At 75.3% G+C, this 15,537-nt stretch carries 11 protein-coding genes; 2 read left to right on the plus strand and 9 right to left on the minus strand.

The features are described 5' to 3' along the window. Nucleotides 1–152: 152 nt before the first annotated feature. The 3 genes from Sdia_RS23910 to Sdia_RS23920 all read right to left on the minus strand — a co-directional run bounded on the left by Sdia_RS23910 (nt 153) and on the right by Sdia_RS23920 (nt 4,336). The gene (locus tag Sdia_RS23910; protein ID WP_115069023.1) at nt 153–983 is read right to left on the minus strand and encodes a GNAT family N-acetyltransferase; all 831 of its coding nucleotides are present in this window, start codon (nt 981–983) and stop codon (nt 153–155) included. Between the two features lie 28 nt (nt 984–1,011). Next, the gene (locus Sdia_RS23915; protein WP_189500576.1) at nt 1,012–2,907 is read right to left on the minus strand and encodes an IucA/IucC family protein; all 1,896 of its coding nucleotides are present in this window, start codon (nt 2,905–2,907) and stop codon (nt 1,012–1,014) included. A 70-nt stretch (nt 2,908–2,977) separates the two neighbouring features. Then, nucleotides 2,978–4,336, minus strand: a complete 1,359-nt coding sequence (locus tag Sdia_RS23920; protein WP_100457882.1) for a diaminobutyrate--2-oxoglutarate transaminase family protein — start codon at nt 4,334–4,336, stop codon at nt 2,978–2,980. Nucleotides 4,337–4,597: 261 nt separating this feature from the next. Here Sdia_RS23920 and Sdia_RS23925 point away from each other — a divergent pair, with 261 nt between their 5' ends. Together Sdia_RS23925 and Sdia_RS23930 are read left to right on the plus strand one after the other, a co-directional pair. Next, complete coding sequence (locus Sdia_RS23925; RefSeq protein ID WP_164495035.1) at nt 4,598–5,812, plus strand: trypsin-like serine peptidase; 1,215 nt, start codon at nt 4,598–4,600, stop codon at nt 5,810–5,812. A gap of 181 nt (nt 5,813–5,993) precedes the next feature. Next, the gene (locus Sdia_RS23930) at nt 5,994–7,169 is read left to right on the plus strand and encodes a trypsin-like serine peptidase (protein ID WP_189500575.1); all 1,176 of its coding nucleotides are present in this window, start codon (nt 5,994–5,996) and stop codon (nt 7,167–7,169) included. A 95-nt stretch (nt 7,170–7,264) separates the two neighbouring features. Here the strand turns inward: Sdia_RS23930 and hflX are convergent, their stop codons facing one another. The 6 genes from hflX to miaA form a co-directional block, all read right to left on the minus strand. Next, nucleotides 7,265–8,794 carry a GTPase HflX gene (gene hflX, locus Sdia_RS23935; RefSeq protein ID WP_100457885.1) on the minus strand — a complete coding sequence of 510 codons (1,530 nt, stop codon included), beginning with the start codon at nt 8,792–8,794 and terminating at the stop codon, nt 7,265–7,267. 207 nt (nt 8,795–9,001) lie between these two features. Further along, a complete protein-coding gene (locus Sdia_RS23940; protein WP_189500574.1) occupies nt 9,002–10,444 on the minus strand; it encodes a M1 family metallopeptidase in 1,443 nt (480 codons plus the stop codon). Between the two features lie 101 nt (nt 10,445–10,545). Beyond that, nucleotides 10,546–12,705 (minus strand): RelA/SpoT family protein, encoded by a 2,160-nt coding sequence (locus Sdia_RS23945; protein WP_100457887.1) that lies wholly within the window; start codon nt 12,703–12,705, stop codon nt 10,546–10,548. Between the two features lie 345 nt (nt 12,706–13,050). Beyond that, a complete protein-coding gene (gene dapF, locus Sdia_RS23950) occupies nt 13,051–13,941 on the minus strand; it encodes a diaminopimelate epimerase (protein ID WP_100457888.1) in 891 nt (296 codons plus the stop codon). A 42-nt stretch (nt 13,942–13,983) separates the two neighbouring features. Next, on the minus strand, nt 13,984–14,430 hold the full coding sequence (locus Sdia_RS23955) for a hypothetical protein (protein WP_115069019.1): 447 nt from the start codon (nt 14,428–14,430) through the stop codon (nt 13,984–13,986). A 107-nt stretch (nt 14,431–14,537) separates the two neighbouring features. Next, nucleotides 14,538–15,476 (minus strand): tRNA (adenosine(37)-N6)-dimethylallyltransferase MiaA, encoded by a 939-nt coding sequence (gene miaA / locus Sdia_RS23960; RefSeq protein ID WP_100457890.1) that lies wholly within the window; start codon nt 15,474–15,476, stop codon nt 14,538–14,540. Between the last annotated feature and the right edge of the window lie 61 nt (nt 15,477–15,537).

The raw sequence follows: 15,537 nt of genomic DNA on the forward strand, positions 1-15,537 counted from the left end.
CCGCGAGCACATCGCCGCTACGCGCCGGGCCGGTCTGCCGGGCGCTGCCACGCCGAGGGCACGACCGTGGCCGGGCCGGGAGCGGGAGGAGAGCACCCGGAGGGGAGCACCGGGAGGTACGGGGCCGTACGAAGCGGGCCCGGTCCCGGGGGTCACCGGTTCACAGGTGCCCGTTTCGTCGGGGTGGTTCTCTCACGGACCATCAGGGCGGCGCGCTTGCCGGGGAGGTCGACCTCGGTGTCGAGGCGGAAACCGGCGCGGCGGAAGGCGGCGACCGAGGGGGCGTTGCGCACGTCGGGCTCGGCGAGGACGCGGCCGCAGCGGGGACGGTGGGCGAGGACCAGGCAGACCACGGCGCGCAGCAGCGCGGTGCCGACTCCGCGGCCCCGGTCCGCCGCGCCGCCGAGCAGCAGGTGGACGCCGGTGTCGTGGGGGCGGGCCGGGTAGTGGCGGGCCAGCGGGTCGAGGTCGGCGCGGTAGAGCTCCCAGTAGCTCATCGGGCGCCCGTCGAGCAGGCCGAGGCAGGGGACGCTGCGTCCGTCCCCTGCGAGCTGGGCGCGGACGTGGCGGGCGGTGGTGCCGGGCGGGCCCGCCAGTTCCCAGAAGGCGGCGACCGCCGGATCGTTCATCCAGGTGGTGAGCAGGGTGAGGTCGTCGGCGCGGGTGAGCGGGACGAGCCGGAATATCCCGAACGGGGTGGCCTCGGAGGCCCAGCGGCCGACCCGGTCGAGCAGGAGCCCGCCGTCACCGTGGCGGGACCCGGCCGGGTCGGTGGCCGGGACGCCGGGTCCGGCGGGCGCGAGGCCCCCGCCTGACCCGGCCGTTCCGGGGACGGCGCCCTCGGCCGCTCCCGTCCCGTGGGAGCCCGGTGGTCCGGCAGCCGCGCCGTACGCCCCCGGTGCGGGCGCCGGCCCGGGCACACCGGGGCGGGCCCGGGCCGTGGGCGTGGCGGGTCCGTGGGGCGTGGTGTCGGCTGGGGGCACGCGAAGCTCCTTCCGGGCGGGGCCGTGATCAGGCCCCGGCGGTGTGCAGCGGATTGGCGATGGTGACGTAGACGGACTGGGTGTCGACCGGCCCGACGAGTTCGTCGAGGCCGTGCAGGCGGGTCATGAGGTTGGCCTTGCACCGCAGGGTCGGGGAGTCGAGGAGCAGGCCGGGCAGCGGCGAGACGGGCCCGGGGGCGGCGGCCTCGGCCGTGAGGAAGCGGCGCAGCACGGTCAGCAGCAGCCGCTCGTCGGCGAGGCGCTGGGAGCCGAAGGCACCGATCAGGCCGAGGATGTTGTTGATGCCGAGGTAGTAGGCGAACCGCTCGTCGGTGACCGCGTCGGCGACGAAGGTGTCGCTGGCCTCGCCCGCTCCGGGCAGCCGGGCCTGGAGGGTGTCGCGGTGCGAGGTCCGGAAGTAGTAGCCCTGGTTGTCGCGGTAGCGGCCGCCGGCGGGCCAGCCGTCGGTGTCGAGGAGGACCAGGGTGTTCTGCTGGTGGGCCTCCAGGGCGATCCCGGCGTGGCCGTCGAGCCACAGCACGGGGGCGACGACCTGCTGGAGGTAGCGGGTGAACCACTCGGCGGAGACGGCGCCGCGGGTGAGTCCGGTGCGCCGGGCGATGCCGGTGACCAGTTCGCCGAGGCGGGAGCGCATGGCGAGGCCGCCGCCGTGACGGGTGTCAGGTGTGGGGCGCGGCGAGACCAGTCCGGCGACGCAGGTGACGTCGTCCTCGGGGGTGAAGGGGTTGTCGCGGATCACCAGGTCGAGGCCGGCGACGGGCGTGCCGTCGGGCCCGTCGACGGCGAGCCACGCCGGGTCGCGCACGATGTCGAAACCGGGGTGGGCGGCCTGCCACCGCGCGGCGAGGCCGGTCCGCAGCAGCCGGTGCACCTCGGCGCCCCGGGCCAGCTCCTTGCGGAGGTTCTCCCGGCGGGAGTTGGTGATGCGCAGGCCGAGCGAGAGCTTGAGCATGGCCGGGGCGTGCGGGCGGTAGACGGTGCGCACCGAGGAGGTGGGGTGCCAGGGTTCGCCGTGCGGCCCGAGGTCGCGCAGGGCCCCGGCGTCGAGGAGGGCGGCGGCCTCGGGACGGCGGCGCAGTTCGTCGATCTGCCAGGGGTGGACGGGCAGGGCGGCGCTGCCCTCGGGCAGCCGCAGGCCGGGCCCGGCGAGGCGGGCGGTGAGCCGCTCGGCCGGGACGGCGGCGCCGCCCTCGTACCATGCGGAGTCCTGGGCGAGGACCGAGCGGTCGACGGCGAGCCAGTGGAGGGGGAACGATCCGCCCAGTTCCGGTGAGTAGGCGCGCGCCTCCGCCTCGGTCAGCCCCTCGCGGCTCTTGGGGGTGGGATGCAGCGGGTGGCCCAGGACGAGGGACTGCTCGCCGGCGAGGAAGCGGTCCGGCTGCCGGCCGGTCCTGGTGCGACGGTCGGCGAGGAAGACGGCGGTGCGGCGCGCCGAGTCGCCGACCCGCTCCAGCAGGTCGCCGTCGCGGCCCGCGGTGGCCGACTCGCACTCCAGCAGGGCGGCGACGGCGGCCACGTCGAGCAGGGGGGAGGCCCCGGCCGGGGCGTCCTCGCGCATCGGCGGCCCGAAGCGGTGCCAGCCCGCGGGCGACCAGTGCTGGACCGGGACGAGCAGCGCGGTGCCGCTGGCCGGCAGCGGGATGCGCAGCACGCCGTGGGCCGGGCCGGGCGGGGAGGTCTCGCGGACCCAGCAGCGCAGCAGGTTCTCCAGCGCGGCGGCCTCGGCGGCGATCCGGGGGTCGGGGTGTTCCAGCAGGTCGGTGCCGCCGCCGGGGAAGTGGAGGGTGCCGACGCCGCCGGGCTGGCGGGGGACGGTCGCCCCGTCGGCCGGGATCTCGCGCGTGGCGGAGGTACCGCGCGGGGAGGGGTGGCGGCCGCCGTCGGGTGCGGGGGTGACGTTCAAGAGTGCTTCCTCGTGGGGTGGTGCGGATTCCGTGCGCCGGCCGGCGGAGCGGGGGCGGCGCAGGGTGGGGTCATCCGGAAAGGTTCTGGGCCGCGCCGGCGAGGGCGTCGGTCAGGCGGTCGAGCACCGCGTCGGCCTGCTCGTCGGTGAGGGTCAGCGGCGGCAGCAGGCGGACGACGGCACTGTGGCGTCCGCCCAGCTCGACGATGAGGCCCCGGTCCAGGCAGGCGCGCTGCACGGCGGCGGCGATCCCGGGCGCGGGGGGCGGCGGCGTACCCGCGGCGGTGTCGGCCGTGGGGTCGACCAGCTCGACGCCGATCATCAGGCCGAGGCCGCGCACGTCGCCGATGAAGGGGTACCCGGCGGCGAACTCGCGCAGCCGGCCGAGCAGGCGGGCGCCGAGGGTGGCGGCGCGGTCGGCGAGGCCGTTCTCCCGGACGTAGGCCAGGGTGGCGGCTCCGGCGGCCATGGCGAGCTGGTTGCCGCGGAAGGTGCCGGCGTGGGCGCCGGGCTCCCAGACGTCGAGGTCCTCGCGGTAGACCACGACGGCGAGCGGGAGACTGCCCCCGATGGCCTTGGAGAGGACCATCACGTCGGGGACGATCCCGCTGTGGTCGACGCCCCAGAACCGCCCGGTGCGTCCGACGCCGGTCTGCACCTCGTCGGCGATCAGCGGGACGGAACGTTCTTCGGTGATCCGCCGGATGCGGCGCAGCCAGGCGTCGGGGGCCGGGTTGACGCCGCCCTCGCCCTGCACCGGTTCGACCAGCAGGCAGGCGGCGTCGGGGATGCCGGACTTGGCGTCGTCGAGCAGCGACTCGGTCCAGCGGGCGGCGAGTTCGGCGCCCTGCTCGCCGCCGACGCCGAAGGGGCAGCGGTAGTCGTGGGGGAACGGCAGCCGGGTGACGCCTCCGTCGCGGGCGCCGCCGGAGGCGGCGAGGGCGCCCGCGGTCATGCCGTGGTAGGCGCCGGTGAAGGCGAGGACGCCGGGGCGGCCGGTGGCGGTGCGGGTGAGCGTTAGCGCGGCCTCGACGGCGTCGGTGCCGGCCGGCCCGCAGAACTGGACGCGGGCCCGGGAGGCGAGGGCCGGCGGCAGGGTCGCGAACAGCTCGGTGGTGAAGGCGTCCTTGACCGGGGTGGCGAGGTCGAGCACGTGCAGCGGGGCGCCGGAGTCGAGGACCTTGCGGACGGCCTCCAGGACCACGGGGTGGTTGTGGCCGAGCGCGAGGGTGCCGGCGCCGGAGAGGCAGTCGAGGTAGCGGCGGCCGTCGGCGCCCTCGATCGTCACGCCGCGGGCGCGGACGGGGACGATCGGCAGGGAGCGCGCATAGGTGCGCGCGGCCGACTCCCTCGATGCCTGGCGGCGCAGGATGCCCAGGTGCGCGGTGGTCGCGGTGGCGGGCCCCGGGGCTTGCTCGGTCACGGCCACAGGTGGGGTTCCTCCCGTGCTAGCAGGGTGCGTCGTGCGGTGGTTCCGCGCACGGCGCGGGCCCCCCGCACCTATCAACGACCGTGTGGCGAAAGGAGCACGGGGGCGGACAAGATCCTTCGGTGCCGCCGTCCCGCGCGGCCCCGTGACGGAACCGTTGCCGCCCCGTGGATCGTCTCCCGGGTCACCCGCATAGTCTGAGGGGCCACAACCCGCCGCCCGCCAGGGCGGATTCACGTCCGAATCCAGGGGGAATCCGACATGCGACCCATACGCCCACTTCGCGCCGGACGCCGGAGGGGGACGCGCGGCCGGGCCGGCGCCTCCGCGGTGGCCCTCTGTGCGGCGCTGGCGCTGACCGCCACCGCCTGCGGCCCCGAGGACGACAACGCCGGGGGTGACCCGTCGGTCTCGGCCTCCGCGGAGTCCGACGGCAAGATCCGCATCCCGGACGGCCTCAAGGAGCGGCTCAAGGAACACGGCCTGGATCTGGACGAGTGGAGGGACGGTGCCTGGAAGGACTGGTCGCGGGACGACTGGCTGCGGGAGGCCGAGGACTTCATCAACCCGGTCATCGAGGACCTGTGGGACCCGGACCGGATGCGCGAGGCGGACGACCCGACCGAGCAGGAGGTCGACGAGGAGGACATCTCCGGCGACCAGGGGGTGACCGACCCGACACCCGCGCCGGTGGACGCCACGGCGGTGAACGCCGGGTACCACGACCAGGCGCCGGAGGCGGGCAAGCTCCTCTTCGACGGCCCCAAGGGCTCGATGGTCTGCTCGGCCACCGTCATCGCCGACCCGGCCAACCCCGGCAGGTCCAACCTCGTGTGGACCGCCGGGCACTGCGTCCACGCGGGCAAGGAGGGCGGCTGGTACCGCAACATCATCTTCGTCCCCTCCTACAACGACGGCGCGCTCTCGGCCGAGCAGCTCCAGAACGCCACCCAGGAGCAGGTCGCCCCGTACGGCGTCTGGTGGAGCGACTGGGCGCAGACCTCGGACCAGTGGATCGAGCAGGGCGGCCAGACCGGCGGTGACGGCGCGTCGTACGACTTCGCGGTGCTGCACGTGACGCCGCAGGACGGCGGGGGCAAGTCGCTGGAGGAGACCGTCGGTTCGGCGCTGCCGGTCAACTTCAACGCGCCGGCGGCGGACCGGGTGGGCACCGTGACGGCGACCGGCTACCCGGCGGCGCCGCCGTTCGACGGCCAGAGGATGTTCCAGTGCGCGGACGAGCCGGGCCGCCTCTCGGTCACCGCGAACGACCCGACGATGCACCGGATCGGCTGCACGATGACGGGCGGCTCCTCCGGCGGCGGCTGGGTCGCCGAGGGCGCCGACGGCAAGCCGGCGCTGGTCTCCAACACCTCCATAGGCCCGGTGAACGCCGGATGGCTGGCCGGCCCCCGGCTGGGCAAGGAGGCCGAGGGCATCTACACGGCGGTCAGCAAGAAGTTCGCCGGCAAGTGACGTCGCGGGTGCCCGGGGCAGCGCCCCGGGCACCCGCCCGCTCCGGGTCCCCCTCCCGCGCGTGACGGCGCCACGCCCGGAGCTTTCCATATGACACGTACATGACATCTACACGCGGCGGGGGCCGTCCCGCGTCCCGGACACGGGCGCTCCCCGCCGCACACGGGGGTACCACCACACCATGCGTTCCCTGCGCGGGCCCTGGCGCCCGCTGCTCGCCGCCGGACTCACCACCGCGCTCGCCCTCGGCCTCACCGCCTGCGACGGCGACACGCCGGCGGGCGGGGCCAGGCCCGCCGCCGGCGGTAAGGAGACCGGCGACCACGGCGGGGCCGGCGCCGAGGACCTCGCCGGCCGGCTCGAGGAGTACGGCATCGACGCCGACCGGTGGAAGGAGGGCGCCTGGAAGGACTGGTCGCGGGACGACTGGCTGCGGGAGGCCGGGGACTTCGTCAACCCGGTGATCAAGGGGTTGTGGAAGCCCGGGCGGATGCGTGACGCCGAGGACCCCGGCAGGACCGTCACCACCAAGGACACCGCCGCCGGCCGGGGCGGCAGCGACCCCGCGCCGCGTGCCGTGCCCGCCGAACGGGAGAAGACGCCGTACCACGACCACGCGGCCCCGGTCGGCAAGGTCTTCTTCGACGCCCCCACCGGGCCGATGGTCTGCTCCGCCACCGTGGTCAAGGACCCGCGCAACCCGGGGAGGTCCAACCTCGTGTGGACCGCCGGGCACTGCGTCCACGCGGGCAAGGAGGGCGGCTGGTACCGCAACATCGCCTTCGTCCCCTCCTACAACGACCTCGGCAAGGACGCCGCGGGCCTCGCCGCCGCCGCGCCCCACGAGTCCGCCCCGTACGGCATCTGGTGGGCGGACTGGGCCGCCACCTCCAACGAGTGGATCGGCCAGGGCGCCGGATCGGGCGGCGGGGGCGCCCCGTACGACTACGCGGTGCTGCACGTGCGGCCGGAGAGCGGCGCCAGGTCGCTGGAGGAGACCGTCGGCAACGCCCTGGAGGTCGACTTCCGCGCCCCCGGCACGGAGCGCCTGGGCACGCTGGGTGCCTGGGGGTACCCGGCGGGGCCGCCCTACGACGGCCTGCTGATGCACCGGTGCGCGGACCGGCCCGGCCGCCTCTCGCCGGCGCCGGGGCAGCCGAGCATGTACCGCATCGGCTGCACGATGACCGGCGGTTCCTCGGGCGGCGGCTGGTTCCGGCGGGACGGCGGAAAGACCCTGCTGGTCTCCAACACCTCCATCGGCCCGGCCGACAACACCTGGCTCGCCGGGCCCCAGTTGGGCCGCCAGGCCGAGCGGCTCCTCGACATGATGAGCCGGCAGTACGGCGGGAGCTGACCCGCCGGCGGACACGGCGAAGGCCCGCCCCCGCGCCGCGGAGTCGCGGTGCGGGGGCGGGCCCTTCGCCGTGCGGCCGCCCGGGCGGCCCCGGCTCAGCTCCTGGCGAGCACGAACGTCGAGAGTTCGGCCGCCAGTTCCTCGTGGACACGCACCTTCAGCAGGGTGCCCTCGGCGGTGTGCTCCTCGGAGAGGATCTCGCCCTCGGCGTGCGCCCGGGCGACCACCTGGCCCTGCGTGTACGGGACCAGCGCCTCCAGCTCGACCGCGGGGCGGGGCAGGATCTCGTCGATCAGTTCGAGCAGCTCCGCGATGCCCGCGCCGGTCCGCGCCGACACCGCGACGGCGTGCTTCTCGACCCGCAGCAGCCGCTGGAGGACCAGCGGGTCCGCGGCGTCCGCCTTGTTGACCACCACGATCTCCGGCACGTCCACCGCGCCGACGTCACGGATGACCTCGCGGACCGCGGCCAGCTGCTCCTCCGGGGCGGGGTGCGCGCCGTCCACCACGTGGAGGATCAGGTCGGAGTCACCGACCTCCTCCATGGTGGAACGGAACGCCTCGACCAGGTGGTGCGGCAGGTGCCGGACGAAGCCGACGGTGTCCGCGAGGGTGTAGACCCGTCCGCCCGGGGTCTCCGCGCGGCGGACCGTCGGGTCCAACGTGGCGAACAGGGCGTTCTCCACCAGGACTCCGGCGCCGGTGAGGCGGTTGAGGAGGGAGGACTTGCCGGCGTTGGTGTAACCGGCGATGGCCACCGAGGGGACCTTGTTGCGCCGGCGTTCCTGACGCTTGAGCTCGCGGCCGGTCTTCATCGCCGCGATCTCCCGGCGCATCTTCGCCATCTTCTCGCGGATGCGCCGCCGGTCCGTCTCGATCTTGGTCTCACCGGGACCACGGGTGGCCATGCCGCCGCCCCCGCTGGTGCCGCCGCCGCCCATCTGCCGGGAGAGCGACTGGCCCCAGCCGCGCAGCCTCGGCAGCATGTACTGCATCTGGGCCAGCGAGACCTGCGCCTTGCCCTCCCGGGACTTCGCGTGCTGGGCGAAGATGTCGAGGATCAGGGCGGTCCGGTCGACCACCTTGACCTTGACGACGTCCTCCAGGTGGATGAGCTGGCCGGGGCTCAGCTCACCGTCGCAGACCACGGTGTCGGCACCGGACTCGCGGACGATGTCGTACAGCTCCTGGGCCTTGCCGGAACCGATGTAGGTCGCCGGGTCCGGCTTGTCGCGGCGCTGCACGACCCCGTCGAGGACGAGGGCGCCGGCGGTCTCCGCGAGGGCCGCCAGCTCGGCCAGGGAGCGGTCGGCGTCCTCGGCCGTGCCGGAGGTCCAGACGCCGACGAGGACGACCCGCTCCAGCCGCAGCTGGCGGTACTCGACCTCGGTGACGTCCTCCAGCTCGGTGGAGAGACCCGCCACCCGGCGCAGGGCCGCCCGGTCGGACCGGTCGTACTGCTCGCCGTCCCGCTCACCGTCGACGGTGTGGCTCCAGGCGACGTCCTCTTCCATCAGGGCATCGGCCCGAAGATTCTCGGCGTGCGGCTCGGCGGCGGGGCCGGCCGCGTCGTGCGGGTGCTGCATGTCGTGCACGTCCTGGGAAGGGGAGGAAGAGGAGGTCATTGGGTCCTTACGTCGATCCGATGGGAGGCGCGCCCGGCCGCTCGGCCGGAAGGACGCCTTGTGTGTCCCAACGCACGGGGGGCCCGGGAGATTCCCGCCGCCCCGCTCCGTCGCGACGTCCCGATGGTCCCACCCGCGCGGGCGTTCCGTCATCCGACTTTCCCGTGCGCGTCCGGGTGGTTCCCCGGGCGGCGCGGGCCGGGCCGCTCAGGGAGCGTCGGAGCGCCACTCGGGGTGGCCGGGCATCGCCGGGGTGCGCTCGGCGTACAGCCAGCCCCGGAGGAAGGCCGAGAGGTCGCGCCCGGCGGTGCGGGAGGCGAGGGTGACGAAGTCGGTGGTGGAGGCGTTGGCGTCGCGGTGCTCGCGCACCCAGGCGCGCTGGAGCCGGCTGAAGGCCTCCGCGCCGATTTCCTGGCGGAGCGCGTAGAGCACCAGGGCGGAGCCGTCGTAGACGACCGGACGGAAGAGGCTGATCTTCTCGCCGGGCTCGGGGGCCCTGGGCCGGGCCGGCGGGCCGCCCGCGGCGCGCCAGCTGTCGGAGTCACGGTACGCCTGGCGCATCCGGTCCTCGAGCACGCGGCCGCCGTGCTCCTCGGCCCAGAGCGCCTCGAACCAGGTGGCGTGGGACTCGCTGATCCACAGGTCGGACCAGGCGGCGGGCGAGACGCTGTTGCCGAACCACTGGTGGGCCAGCTCGTGCACCATGATCGACTCGGTGCCGACCCGGTCCGCCGCGCTGTCGGTGAACAGGTCCCGCTCGAAGAGCGAGAGGGTCTGCGTCTCCAGCGCGAAGCCGGTGGCGGCGTCGGCCACCAGCACCCCGTACGTCTCGAAGGGGTAAGGGCCGAGGCGGTCCTGGAGCCAGCCGAGCTGCTCCGGGGTGCGCCGCAGCCACGGCTCCAGGGCCTGGCGGTCGGCGGTGGGGACCACGTCGCGCAGGGGCAGTCCGCCGGGACCCTCGCGGCGCACCACGGTCAGGTCGCCGATGCCGACCTGGGCCAGTTCGGTGGCCATCGGGTGGGCGCTGCGGTAGGTCCAGGTGGTGGTGGCACCCCGGGTGAGGGGCCGGCCCGCGGGCAGCCCCCCGGCGACCGCGGTGAGCCGCTTCGGGGTGGTGACGCGGAAGGTGAAGTCGGCCTTGTCGGCGGGGTGGTCGTTGCAGGGGAAGACGCGGTGGGCGGCGTCGGCCTGGTTGGCCATGACCAGCCCGTCGCGGGTCCGCACCCAGCCGCCCTGCCCGTCGGCCGGGTCGGCCGGGTCGGAGGTGTGGCGGACGGTGATCCGCAGCGGCGACCCGGCGGGCACCGGGGAGGCCGGGGTGACGACCAGGTCCTCCCCGGCCGGGGTGAAGCGGGCGGGCTCGCCGTCGACGGTGACCGAGGACGCCTCGCCGTGCGCGAAGTCGAGGTTGATCCGCTCCAGCCGGGCGGTGGACCGGGCGTCGATGACGGTGACGGCGTCCAGCGGCGCGGTGTTGTCGCCGCCGTAGGTGAGCGAGATGTCGTACGCGGTGACGTCGTAACCCGGGTTGCCGAGGTGCGGGAAGAGCGGGTCGCCGATGCCCAGGGGCTGCGGGGGCGGGGCGGCGCCCAGCAGGGTCAGGGAGGCGGTGGCGAGCAGGGCGGCCTTGAGCCGGGCGGAGAGCAGCATGACCCACCGCTACCAGCGGGCACCGCCACCTGGTGGGCGGCGCGCACCCGGGGCACCCGTACGAGGGGCCCGGGGACGGCGGTGATGACTCGGGCGGCGGGTCAGCGGCGGGCGTCGGCGGAGCGCTGGGCGCGGCTGACGTCGTAGACGCCGGGGACGTCGCGCATGGCGCGCATCAGGTCGGGCAGGCCGGCGGCGTCCGGGAGCTGGAGGGTGTAGGTGTGGCGGACCCGCTGCTCGGCGGGGGGTTCGACGGTGGCGGAGATGACCGCGACACCCTCGGCGGCGATGGCCTCGGTGAGGTCGGCGAGCAGGTGCGGCCGGCCGAAGGACTCGGCGAAGAGGGTGACCCTGAACTCGGTGTTCTCGCCCCAGCGCACCCCGACGGGGCCGCGTCCGGAGGCGGCCATCCGGGCCACCGAGGTACACGCGGAGCGGTGCACGGTGACGACGCCGCCGCGGACCGCGAAGCCGGTGATCTCGTCCGGCGGGACGGGGGTACAGCAGCGGGCGAGGCGGACCGTGGCGCCCGGCAGGTCGGTGACGGCGGCCTCCGGCACCTCGTCCTCGTGGGTCGGGGCGGCGCCGGTGAGCGGCGGCTTGCGGGTGCCGGGGCGGGGCGCGGGCCGGTCCGGGTGGGCGTGCAGCCAGCGGCGGATGGCGATGCGGGCGGCGGGGGTGCGGGCGTGCTCCAGCCAGTCGGGGGACGGGCTGGCGTCGTCCCCGGCGGCGGCGAGCAGCGGGTGGACGGTGTCACCGTCCTCGAGGACGGTGCTGAGGGTGGCGAGGCGGCCGTTGACCCGGGCGCCGATGCAGGCGTGGGCGCCCTCGCCGTACTGGGCGTAGGCGGCGTCGACGCAGGAGGCGCCGCCGGGCAGGGAGAGGGTGCCGCCGTCGGTGCGGAAGACGGTGATCTCGCCGTCCTGGGCGAGGTCCTCGCGCAGGGTGGACCAGAAGGTGTCGGCGTCGGGGGCGGCGCGCTGCCAGTCGAGGAGGCGGGAGAGCCAGCCCGGGCGGGTCGGGTCGGCCCGCTCGCCCTCGTCCGGGTCCTCGCCGCCGGTGGCACCCGGGGCGTACGGGTTGCCGAGGGCGACCACGCCGGCCTCGGCAACCTGGTGCATCTGGCGGGTGCGGATGAGGACCTCGACGACCTCGCCGTCCTCGCGGGCCACCGCGGTGTGCAGCGACTGGTAGAGGTTGAACTTCGGGACGGCGATGAAGTCCTTGAACTCGGAGACGACCGGGGTGAAGCAGGTGTGCAGCTCGCCGAGGACGGCGTAGCAGTCGGCGTCCTCCTGGACCTGGACGAGGAGCCGGCCGAGGTCGACGCCGCGCAGCTCCCCGCGCTTCCCGCGCACCCGGTGCAGGGAGACCATGTGACGGGGGCGGATCTCCACCTCCGCGGCGATGCCCGCCTCGCGCAGCACGCTCCGGAAGCGGGCGGCGGTCTCGGCGAGCGGGTCGGGGGTGGTGGAGACGGCGATCTCGCGGGCGGCGGCGTACTCCTCGGGCTGGAGGATGGCGAAGACCAGGTCCTCCAGCTCGGTCTTGAGGGCCTGCACGCCGAGCCGCTCGGCGAGCGGGATCAGCACGTCGTGGGTGACCTTGGCGATGCGTACCTGCTTCTCGGGACGCATCACGCCGAGGGTGCGCATGTTGTGCAGGCGGTCGGCGAGTTTGATCGACATGACGCGGACGTCGTTGCCGGTGGCGACGAGCATCTTGCGGAAGGTCTCGGGCTCGGCGGCGGCGCCGTAGTCGACCTTCTCCAGCTTGGTGACGCCGTCGACCAGATAGGCGACCTCGGGCCCGAACTCGTCGAGGACCTGGGTGAGGGTGACGTCGGTGTCCTCGACGGTGTCGTGGAGCAGCGCCGCGACCAGCGTGGTGGTCTCGGCCCCCAGCTCGGCGAGGATCAGGGTGACGGCGAGCGGGTGGGTGATGTACGGCTCGCCGCTCTTGCGCATCTGGCCGCGGTGCGACGCCTCGGCGAGGACGTAGGCGCGGCGCAGTGCTTCGAGATCGGCTTCGGGATGGTGGGCGCGGTGTGCCTCGGCGACATGGGCGATGGCGTCGGGAAGCCGGTCACGGGAGGTGGGCCCGAGCAGGGCGGCACGGCCGAGACGGCGCAGGTCGATGCGGTGGCGGGTCCGCTTGCGGGCGGCGGGCGCGGCCGGCCGTGCCGCCGGGGACGCCGCCCCGGGCAGCAGCTCCGGGGGGACGGCGGGCGTCGTCGCAGGGTTCGTGGCCTCTGCACTCATGGGCACCTCCGGCTGCGTCGACCGGCGGGCTGGGGTTCCCTCCAGGGTGGGGTGGGCTGGAGAGGGCTGTCGGTCTCCCCCGTGTGAGCCGGTGCTTGATGCTACCGAGCCGACCACGGCCCGAAGTCCCGCTCCCGCCGAGCGTGAAACGGATCACCCATTCGAGCGACCGTCCCCGGGACCCCGGCGTGGCGTGCGCCACGCGGTGCGTACCGGCCGTAAGGGGGTGGTGCGCGCGGCTGCGCCCCCGCCGGAGAGCGCCGCCGTGTGAAGGCGTCAACACGGTCGGCGGGTCCGGTATGCCCGGCCGGGAGGGTGATCGAGGTCACCCTCCCGGGGCGCGGCTCAGCCGGCCCCGGCCAGCCGGCCGGCGTCGATCTCGCCCTCCGCGACGATCACGGCCGGCCCGGTCATGTCGACCGACCCGTCCGGGTACTCGGTGATCACCAGCCGCCCGCCGGGCAGGTCCACGGTGTACGAGACGGGGCTGCCGGTGACGGCGGGCTCGGCCCCGTCACGGCGGGCGGCGGCGACGCCCACGGCGCAGGCCCCGGTGCCGCAGGAGCGGGTCTCGCCGGAGCCCCGCTCGTGGACGCGCATCGCGACGTGGCGGGGGCCCCGGACGACGACGTACTCGACGTTGACCCCGTCGGGATAGGCGGTGGCCGGGGTGACGGCGGGCGCGGACGACAGGTCGCCGGCGTCGGCGAGGTCGTCGACGAAGGCGACGGCGTGCGGGTTGCCCATGTTGACGTTGAGGGCGGGGGCGGTGCCGTGGGCGGTGGCCACGGTGACCTCGCCGCCGGGCAGCACCGCCCGGCCCATCGCGACGGTGACGAGTCCGGTGCCGGGCGCGGCGCCGGGTTCGTCCTTGGCGAGGTGGGCGTACTTGACGCCGCCCCGGGTGGCGATGGCGAGGTCGCCCTCGCCGGCGTGGCCGGCGCGCTGGAGGTAGCGGGCGAAGACGCGGACGCCGTTGCCGCACATCTCGGCGACGGAGCCGTCGGCGTTGCGGTAGTCCATGAACCACTCGGCCTCACCGGCGAGGTGCCGGGCCTCGGGGTGGGCCGCGGAGCGCACCACGTGCAGCACGCCGTCCCCGCCGATCCCGGCGCGCCGGTCACAGAGGGCTGCGACGGTGTGCGGCGGGAGGTCCAGGGCGTTGTCCGGGTCGGGGACGATGACGAAGTCGTTCTCGGTCCCGTGCCCCTTGAGGAAGGCGATCCGCGTGCTCATGGCTCCGATCGTACGGCGCCCGGCCGCGGGTCGCCGGGCAGGTCAGCGCAGGCGGTCGACGCGCCAGACGGCGAGGACGACGACGGCGGCGACGACCACGGCGTAGGCGAGGACCACCCGCCAGTCGGGACGGCCGCCGGAGCCGCGGGCGGGCAGGCCCGGCCAGGTGTGGCCGACGCGGCGGGCGGCCATCATGCCCCAGCCGGCCGCGCAGAAGCTGATGAGCAGGCCCAGCATGGCGATGACGGCTCCGCCGTCCCCGGTGCCGAAGGCGAGCGGGAAGGCGAACATCAGCGAGCCCGTCGCGGCGAGCCCCACGATCGGCGCGAGCTGCCACAGCCGCAGGCGGCGCTGCGGACGCAGCTCGACCTCGACCTCCTCGGGCGGCTCGGCGGCCGGCTCCAGGCCGTCGCCGACGCGCTCGGCCGGACCGTCCGCGGTGAGCGGTTCCGGTCTGCCGTGTGCGGTGTCGCGAGGGCCGGCCTCCATCGCCACGCGCCCTCCCAACTCGGACTTCACTGGTCGATCGATGGTCGATGATGGCACGCCGTCAGGTGCCCCGATGACGGCTGGAGCGTCCCGATGCCATCACGTGATCAGGCTGTGACCGCTCGTTCGAGCAACGACAGTGCCCGGCCGGGGAGTTCCCGCCGGTCGGCGGCGGCGCCGCTGAGCCAGTGGACGCGCGGGTCGCGCCGGAACCAGGAGTCCTGGCGGCGGGCGAACCGCTTGGTGGCGCGCACCGTCTCGGCGCGCGCGGCCTCCTCGGTGCACTCCCCCGCCAGCGCGGCGAGCACCTGCTGGTAGCCGAGGGCGCGGGAGGCGGTGCGCCCCTCGCGCAGCCCCGCGGCCTCCAGGGCGCGGACCTCGTCGACGAGCCCCGCCTCCCACATCCGGTCGACGCGGTCGGCGATACGGGCGTCCAGCTCGGGGCGGGCCACGTCGACGCCGATCTGGACGGTGTCGTAGACGGAGTCGTGGCGCGGCAGGTTGGCGGTGAAGGGGCGGCCGGTGATCTCGATGACCTCCAGCGCGCGCACGATGCGCCGCCCGTTGCCCGGCAGGATCGCCGTGGCGGCCTCCGGGTCGGCGGCGGCGAGCCGGGCGTGCAGCGGCCCGGGACCGTGTGCGGCGAGTTCCTCCTCCAGCCGGGCGCGGACCTCGGGGTCGGTGCCGGGGAAGTCGAGGTGGTCGACGGCGCCGCGCACGTAGAGTCCGGAGCCGCCGACGAGGACCGGGGTGCGGCCCTCGGCGAGGAGCCGGTCGATCTCCGCGCGGGCCAGCCGCTGGTACTCGGCGACGCTGGCGGTCCCGGTCACCGGCCAGACGTCGAGCAGCCGGTGCGGGACGCCGCCGCGCTCGGCCTCGGTGAGTTTGGCGGTGCCGATGTCCATGCCGCGGTAGAGCTGCATGGAGTCGGCGTTGACTACCTCCCCGCCGAGGTGCTGGGCGAGGAAGACGCCCAGGTCCGACTTTCCGGCGGCGGTCGGGCCGACGACGGCGATGACCCGGGGTGCGGGGACTGAGCTGCTCACCCTCCCAGTCTCGCAAACGGCCGGGGGGCACGTGCACCCACGGCCCGTCGTCCGTGCCCGG

Origin of the sequence: Streptomyces diastaticus subsp. diastaticus (genome assembly GCF_011170125.1) — a bacterium.
GTDB classification, from domain to species: domain Bacteria; phylum Actinomycetota; class Actinomycetes; order Streptomycetales; family Streptomycetaceae; genus Streptomyces; species Streptomyces diastaticus.

What these genes read in the sequence shown, in the direction of transcription:
- dapF (WP_100457888.1), bottom strand. Translation starts at nt 13,941, where the DNA reads ATGAGCACGCGGATCGCCTTCCTCAAGGGGCACGGGACCGAGAACGAC.
- Sdia_RS23955 (WP_115069019.1), bottom strand. Translation starts at nt 14,430, where the DNA reads ATGGAGGCCGGCCCTCGCGACACCGCACACGGCAGACCGGAACCGCTC.
- Sdia_RS23945 (WP_100457887.1), bottom strand. Translation starts at nt 12,705, where the DNA reads ATGAGTGCAGAGGCCACGAACCCTGCGACGACGCCCGCCGTCCCCCCG.
- Sdia_RS23940 (WP_189500574.1), bottom strand. Translation starts at nt 10,444, where the DNA reads ATGCTGCTCTCCGCCCGGCTCAAGGCCGCCCTGCTCGCCACCGCCTCC.
- Sdia_RS23925 (WP_164495035.1), top strand. Translation starts at nt 4,598, where the DNA reads ATGCGACCCATACGCCCACTTCGCGCCGGACGCCGGAGGGGGACGCGC.
- hflX (WP_100457885.1), bottom strand. Translation starts at nt 8,794, where the DNA reads ATGACCTCCTCTTCCTCCCCTTCCCAGGACGTGCACGACATGCAGCAC.
- Sdia_RS23930 (WP_189500575.1), top strand. Translation starts at nt 5,994, where the DNA reads ATGCGTTCCCTGCGCGGGCCCTGGCGCCCGCTGCTCGCCGCCGGACTC.